Consider the following 7111-nt stretch of genomic DNA (forward strand, 5'->3'; position numbering starts at 1 on the left):
TCATCGAACTCGATATCGCCTACCCAGGACGGATCAGGTAAAGAGGGTTCTCCATCACCCAGAAAGGATCTTTACACACTTCAGGTGACAAGCTCCCGAGGGCTGGGCCGTTATCCGGTCGCGAGGTCACGCGCCGGTGCAGGTGTATCCGGATGGCAGGGCCGTGTCGCCGTTGGGGCGGCTGACCTGGAAGCCGAAGCTGGTGGTAGCTCCGGGGGCCAGCGTGCCGTTGTAGCTCACGTTCTTGGCCGTGACGGTCTGCCCGCTGGTGGTGACGGTGGCGTTCCACGAGCCGGTCAGCGTGTGGCCGGCCGGGAGCGTGAAGGTGACCGTCCAATTGGTGGTCGTCAAGGTACTGGTATTGGTGATGGTCAGCGGCTGGATCACATAGCCGGTGCCCCACTGGGTCTGCACGGTCGGCGTCGCCGAGCAGGTTTCGGTGGTGGTGCCGCGGGTGGTGACCTGGACGGTGCCGGACACCGGCGAGAGGTTGCCGGCGGCGTCCCGCGCGCGGACCTGGTAACGGTAGGTGGTGCTCGGGGTCAGGCCCGTGTCGCTGTACGAGGTCGTGGCCGAGGTGCCGACCTGGGCGAAGGTGCCGCCAGTGGCCCCGGGTGCGCGCAGGACGTCATAGCCGGTGACCCCCACGTTGTCAGTGGAAGCGGCCCAGGACAGATTGGTGCCGCTAGCGGTGGTGCCGGAGGCCGCCAGCCCGCCCGGGGCGGTGGGTGGCGTGGTGTCGCCTCCGGTGGAGCTCGTGGTGAACGCGACCGTCGCGGAGTTGCCCGACAGGTTGCCCGCACCGTCGCGTGCTCGTACGTAGACCTGGTATTCGGTGTCGGCGGTCAGCCCGGTCAGGGTGATCGAGTTGGTGATGGACTGGCCGAGCTGCGGGTCGGTGGCGCCCTGCTCCCGGTAGACGTTGTAACCCGCCAGGCCGGAGCCGCCCTGGTCGGTGGATGCCGTCCAGGTCAGCGTGGCGCTGGTGGCGGTCACGTCGGAGACGGCGGGAGTCCCCGGAGAGGTCGGCGGAGTGGTGTCGTTCGTGCTCTGGAACTGGTTGAAGAAGTTCCACACCACTGCCTTGGTCCAGGTACGTGCGCCGTCGTCAGCGGTGGACCCGTCCACTGGACCAGGGGTGTGCCCCCCGTCGAACGCCGCCCACACGACTGGGTATCCGGATCGGCATCCCGAGTAGGCGGTGACGACGTGCGTCAGGCTGCCCTGTGCCGGCTCGGGCGGATTTTGGGGAGTGCACCCGTTGTTCCTGACGAACGTGTCGCGCAGCGACCGGCCCTGCGAGATGTTGAGCACGTTGTCCCTGAGGCCGTGGAGCCCGATGTAGGCGATGGGCTGGGTGCCGCCGCTGCATCCGCTGAGCTGTGCGCCGGCGTAGACCGCGACCGCGCGGAAGACCGTCGCTCGGGCGCAGGCCAGGGCGTAGCTCATGCCGCCGCCGTAGCTGAAGCCTCCGGCGAACCGCTGCGTGGTGTCGACGCACAGGTCTGCTTCGATCAGCCTGATCATGTCGTCGACGAAGGTCAGGTCTTGCCCGCCGGAATTGGCCCAGCCGTTGTTCAGTCCCTGGGGGGCGACGAAGATCGCAGTGTTGTTCGCCAGTTGCCTGAGCCCGTAGTAAGACCAGGTGAATCCGCTGCTCCCGCCCGAGTCGACGTCGTTGGCGGTGCCGCCCAGCCAATGGAACCCGAAGATCAACCGGTAGGGGTTGGTGTTGTTGTAGTTGTCGGGAATCCTCAGGATGAAGGAGCGAGTCTGGCCGCCGCTCTGGATCGTATGCGTGCCACTTCTGAGTGTTGGAGTCTTGCCGCATCCTGGCGTCGTGGCGGCGGCGCTCGCCGCACGGGACGTGGTTTCGCTGCTGCCCAGCGCCGTACCACCCGTGGCCACCGCGAGAAGCACCGCCGCGATGACAGCGGCGAGGACGGATTTACGCCGTATCATCACTCACCTGCCTGTGGCACCGCCGGAAGGGACGGTGCCAGGGCGTCAGTTAGCGTTAACATGAGCTGAATCAGTCCTCTCATCCGTGCGGAACTGGCGTAATGGGAGGGCACGGCGGAAGAACCGCGTCATCGTTCACATCGCTTTGCCGCGCCCGTTCCTGCCGATGGTGGTGGTGCGACGGAGCAAATACGAGGCATGCGGGTCCCGTCAAGGCGCGGTTCGCTCCTCTGAGGTGACGGGCGGCGCTCCCATGCCGTTTTGCTGGCACGTATCACGTCGTTCAGTTTGAAAACATAGTGAAAATTTCAGGGCAAGGCTCCCAGGAAGCCGTGAGGCCGAATTCAACCCTTCCCTGCCTTTGACCGCGCTGCTTCCAAGGCCCTGAACGAGAAAGCGGGCTCTGCTCGTCGGCCCTCGGCTACGACGCGACGCAGGCAGGAGCCGATAGGCGCTCGCCACCGCGTGTGCGGTGGATCACATGTCGGGGATCGCGTCACTTTCGCAGCCTCACGCCTTCTCAAGGGTTATGGGAACACGTTCCGCTGACAGGACCGCATCTCCTGCTCGCGGGCGCGATCGCTGCTTGCCCGCCGACGTATGCGCCCAGCGGACGACACGCTGTCATGATGTCGGGAAAGGTAACCGCCGGGCTCCGCGCCGGAGGCTCCCCGGCGCCCTCGTCCGGCGAGACCGCGCTCGGCCTGCCCGCGACTTCCTCATCGCCCCCGACGGGGTCGTCCTGGCGGTCAAGTACGGCAAGCGCGCGAGCGACCAGTGGTCCGTCGACGAGCTGCTGCGCCTTGCCGCGGAGCGGGCGTGATGGCGCTGAAACCCTTCCGCTTCGGTGTGGCGCTGAGCGCCGCCGCCGATCGCCGCGACTGGATCGAACAGTGCCGCACGGCCGAGAGTGTCGGCTTCGACACGATCTCGGTCGTCGACCACCTGGGCCGGCCCGCACCGTTCCCGGCACTCATGCTGGCCGCCGAGCACACCACGCGACCGCGTCTCGGCACCTACGTGCTGGACGCCGGCTACTACCACCCCTGAACGGCTCGCCGAGCTCGGCATGCCCTACCCCACCGGCGCCCAGCGCGCCGGCATCCTCGAACACACGGTGAAGGAGCTGCGCCGCCTGCTGCCCAGTCCCTGCCCACCGCTGCTCATCGGCGGGCGAGGTGACCGCGTCCTGCGCCTCGCCGCCGAACACGCCGACATCATCGCCATCACGGGCGCCGCCAGCAGCCGCTACGGCAAGGTCGGATTACCCGCCTTCGCCGGCGCGCCCATGATCGCCGAACGCGTCGCCTTCGTACGGGCCGCGCTCAGCTTCCGCCAGGCACAAGTGGAGCTGAACAACGAGACCCCGGCGATCATCGTTACGAACGAGCGACAGGCGGCGATGTCCGAGCTCCAGCACTTCGCGCCGGACGTCCCGCACGACGAACTGGGCGACGTCCACGGCTGTCTCGTCGGTACGGCGGAGCGGATCGCCGACAAGCTCCGGCAGAACCGCGAGCGCTACGGGTTCAGCTACGTCACGGTTCTCCAGGGAGGGGTGGGAGACGGCATGCGTGCCATGGAGCCCGTTATCGAACTGCTCCGCTGACCTGCTCGAATCTCGGCTGCCGAGCTCAACGCCCTGGCGCGGTGTGGTCCTGCTCCAACTACCAACACGGCTACTTCACCCCGCCCACCTCGTCTACCGCCCTCCTGAGCGGCCACCGGGCACCGGCACGCCCTCCACGAGACCGATCCCTGCCTGCCGGCGTCACCAGAGCGGGCTTCACCTCAGCGGACCTGGCCGGACGCGAGCAGGCGAAGTGATCGGGCGAGCGTGCCCGCTCCCCGGTACGTCTCGTTCACCCCGCCCTGCCCGGGCTGAACCGCACGGGCCGCGACCGGCCCGCGAGGTCTGTCAGTGTCCAGCGCCCGCGCGGGTGTGGCGCCGGGCGAAGACGATCCAGGCCGCGACGGCGGCCAGCGCCGCGAGGACGATGACGCCTATCTTGAGGGGACTTCCCGTCGCGCCGTCGTCGTCCCCCGCGGTCGTCGCCGCGGCGGCCCCGTTCCGCGCGGGCGCCGTCGCCTGGCTCGTCTGGTCCGATGCGGGAAGGGCCTCGACAGCGGGCGTGGCGGCGACCACGCCCGCCTTCACCCGCACCGTCGTCTTCGCCTTGGACGGTTCGGTCGCGGTCACGGTGACCCGCCACTCCCCGCTCGGCAGCGGCTCGGCGGAGTGGTAGAGGTTCTGGCCCTCGGGCGCCGACCTGAGCGGCACCGGCCCGAAGGACCGGCCGTCGGCCGAGGTCGCCTTCAGCGTCGCCGCGACGATCTCCGTGACGGGATGGCCGTCCTTCTTGTATGTCACCAGCACGTTGACGTTGTCGGCGCCGTCTCCTGTCACCTCCAGCTTGATCGGCCCGCCGTGGGCCGCGGCTGCCGGTGCGCCGAGCACCAGCGCGAGCCCGGCCAGCAGGACGGTGAGGACGTATGCCGGTGCCTTTTTCACGGTTGGTGGCTCCCCTCGGGTTCGGTGTCGGGGGTGAGCGCCCCTTCGCCGGGTGATGTGGGCAGGAACACGTGCTGGTGGCCGTAGCCGGCGTCGATGTTCACGGCGTCGAGGGCGGTGGCCCCGATCGACCAGGTGAAGAGCGCGCCGGCGCGTTGCCGTGCGGCCAGGTCGAGGGCGGCGGCGCGGGCCGGTCCTGTGAGGTCCCGCGCCATCGTGTAGGTGTCGACGGTCGTGGCGAACTGCCGCACGGCGGAGGCGAGACTCGACCGCGCCACGTTGGTGGCGGTCTCGCCGGACGGCGGGTCGGCGAAGCCCTGGACGGCCGCGGCGGCGGCCTGCCGCCACTTCTCGACGTCGGCGGCGGTCACCGCGACAGGTCCCGCGGGGCCGTCGCCGGGCAGGGCCAGGGCGAGCCCGTCGAGCACGGGGAGGAGCCGGGTCCGCGTGCCGCGGGCCAGCTCCGTCAGGGTCCTGATCTGTGTCCGGTCGCGCAGCGCGGACTCGGCGCGGAGGCGGTCGGCCGCCTGCTCGATCGAGCTCGGCCGGGTCACGCCGAACACCACGCCGCCGGCGACGAGCGCGCCGAGCGCGAACGCGAACGCGAGGGCGAGCACGCGGCCCCGCGTCGCGGGCCGGGCCGGGGCCGGTCGCCTGGGTCGGTTGATGGTGGCCACCTCCTGGGAGCGGTTGCCGAGGGCGCTCACCCCTCCTGGGACGCTTCCTGGCGGGCGAGCATGATCAGCTTTTCGATGCGCCTGCGGCGCCTGGCGGCGTTCAGCCGGATGGCGAAGAAGGCGAGGACGAGGAGGGCGAGGGAGCCGAGCTGCGGCCAGGGCAGCGCCCACACCGTGGTGCCGACCGCCGCCCGCTGGGCGGCGACGCCGGGATGCGGCTCGCCCGCGGGCGAGGGGACCGCCATGACGGTCGCGCCGATGGGTCCCAGCGGCCACGCGCCGGGCACCCGCGCGACGAACGTGCGGCTGCCGCCCGGCATGAGCTCCCTGGCCCTGGCCGCGGACGGGTCGTTCCAGCCGCTCTCCCCCGCGAGCGTGGACGTCAGCACGTGGTTGTCCGTGACCAGCCGGACGTTGCCTTCGTTGGCCACGGTGTAGGTCACCTCGACGGATCCTGCGGCGAACGGGTTCCACGAGCCGGCGTACTCGGCCCGCACGCCGGTCACGGCCACCTTGGCCACGTAGTCGCCGGTGACGCGGATGTTCAGGCGGACGCCCACCCGGTTCTGGACCCGTACCTGGCCGGAGACGGTCTCCAGGGACGCGGTCACGCCCGCGGGGTGGTCCCCCGGCGTCGCGTTCCGGGGGATCGACACCGTCACGGGAACGACGGACGTGGCCCCGGCGGCGATGGTCACCCTCTCGGGGACCGTGATCCAGGCACCGCCGTCGGTGGGCTCGGCGTCGGATGGCCGCATGTCGAAATAGCCCTTGGAGGTCAGGTAGCCGTCGTTGGCGTCGATCGCGAAGTCCACCGGCTCGGTGGAGCGGTTGATGACCGCCACGTGCTCGACGACCTGCCGGCCGCCGGCGAGTTCGAGGTCGATGACGCTGCGGCCGTCGGGACCGTCGGCGTTGGCCGGCACGACCGACCAGGTGGTGTCGGCGCCGGACGGGGTGGCGAACGCCACCATGGCGGCCAGCAGCGCGACGCCGAGAGCGGGGAGGACGGCGAGGCGGGCGAGGACGCCTCGCGGGCGGCTTGCGGTCAACAGAGGTCTCCAGTCTCGTCGTGGCCGTCCGGGGCCCGCGCCGGGCGGGCGCGGGCCCCGGACGGCCGGAGCGGACGATGGCGTCCTGCCTCCGGTTCAGGACCAGGTGAACGTTCGGGACCGGTTGCCGTTCAGGACTGGTTGAACAGGGAAAGCGTGAGGGTCGAGTGGTACTCGCCGGCGGTGACGTCGGCGGGGGTGCGCAGCGTGAGGTCGGCGTTGACCTGCCAGGTGCCGATCTCGTCGGCGGAGTTCGCCGTCGACACCAGCAGTTCCTGGCCCTGCAGACCGACGGCCGGCGCTCCCGAGCCGTCGGAGATGACACTGGAGACGGGCTCACCGGCCTCCACCGCCCCGGAGGAGGAGTCGGTCAGCAGGCGCGGCCGCCAGCCCAGGTACTGCGAGCCGATGGGCGGCGTGGAGCCGCTCGTCGCGGTGAACTCGCCGGCCTGGCCGACAACCGCCCAGAAGTCGCCGGCAGGGATCTCCTCGGGCCGGCGGGTGTCGTTCACCGTGACCGTCGGCAGGGTGCCGACGAACTGGCGGGCGGCGGCGTTGGAGCCGTCCTCCTGAAGGGACACGCCGCCGTTGTCGGCGACGGTCATGGACACCTGGCCCGGAGTGGTGCCGGGCTCGATCGTCACCGTGACGTCGATGCCCTGCTCGGGGTCGTCGTCCGCCACCGCGGGACCAGCCACGCCGACGCCCGCGAGCGCGACGCCGAGCACCGCCGCGGCGAGCAGTTGCGTGGTCCTGTTGATTCTCATGTCTTCGCTCCATCGCTGGGGGGCGGGGGGGGGGGGGGGCGGGGGGGGGGGGCCCCCCGGGGGGGGGGGGGGGGGGGGCCCCCGGCCCCCCCCCCCGGGGGGGCCCCCGGGGGGGGGGCGCGCCCCGACGCCCGGGGGGTG

At 70.9% G+C, this 7111-nt stretch carries 7 protein-coding genes; 2 read left to right on the forward strand and 5 right to left on the reverse strand.

Annotated elements, in window-relative coordinates:
* Nucleotides 1-126 precede the first annotated feature (126 nt).
* Entirely contained in the window at nucleotides 127-1962 is a 1836-nt protein-coding gene (locus tag ACIBF7_RS20240) for a cellulose binding domain-containing protein (RefSeq protein ID WP_397197812.1), read from the reverse strand.
* Nucleotides 1963-2784: 822 nt separating this feature from the next.
* Here ACIBF7_RS20240 and ACIBF7_RS20245 point away from each other — a divergent pair.
* Nucleotides 2785-3012, forward strand: coding sequence for an LLM class flavin-dependent oxidoreductase (locus ACIBF7_RS20245; RefSeq protein ID WP_397197813.1), 228 nt, complete (start codon nucleotides 2785-2787; stop codon nucleotides 3010-3012).
* A 19-nt stretch (nucleotides 3013-3031) separates the two neighbouring features.
* A complete protein-coding gene (locus ACIBF7_RS20250; protein WP_397197814.1) occupies nucleotides 3032-3571 on the forward strand; it encodes a hypothetical protein in 540 nt (179 codons plus the stop codon).
* Nucleotides 3572-3880: 309 nt separating this feature from the next.
* On the opposite strand, the gene ACIBF7_RS20255 is transcribed toward ACIBF7_RS20250, so the two are convergent.
* From ACIBF7_RS20255 to ACIBF7_RS20270, 4 genes are all read right to left on the reverse strand, one after another.
* Nucleotides 3881-4474 (reverse strand): hypothetical protein, encoded by a 594-nt coding sequence (locus ACIBF7_RS20255; protein ID WP_397197815.1) that lies wholly within the window; start codon nucleotides 4472-4474, stop codon nucleotides 3881-3883.
* Nucleotides 4471-5181 (reverse strand): hypothetical protein, encoded by a 711-nt coding sequence (locus tag ACIBF7_RS20260; RefSeq protein ID WP_271277455.1) that lies wholly within the window; start codon nucleotides 5179-5181, stop codon nucleotides 4471-4473. Before ACIBF7_RS20260 ends, ACIBF7_RS20255 begins: the two co-directional genes overlap by 4 nt.
* The gene (locus tag ACIBF7_RS20265; RefSeq protein ID WP_364237786.1) at nucleotides 5178-6203 is read right to left on the reverse strand and encodes a hypothetical protein; all 1026 of its coding nucleotides are present in this window, start codon (nucleotides 6201-6203) and stop codon (nucleotides 5178-5180) included. The genes ACIBF7_RS20260 and ACIBF7_RS20265 overlap by 4 nt, the downstream gene beginning before the upstream one ends.
* Nucleotides 6204-6334: 131 nt before the next feature.
* Nucleotides 6335-6970, reverse strand: coding sequence for a hypothetical protein (locus ACIBF7_RS20270; RefSeq protein WP_345482824.1), 636 nt, complete (start codon nucleotides 6968-6970; stop codon nucleotides 6335-6337).
* Between the last annotated feature and the right edge of the window lie 141 nt (nucleotides 6971-7111).

This window comes from Nonomuraea sp. NPDC050478 (assembly GCF_044458265.1).
Lineage (GTDB): Bacteria > Actinomycetota > Actinomycetes > Streptosporangiales > Streptosporangiaceae > Nonomuraea > Nonomuraea ferruginea.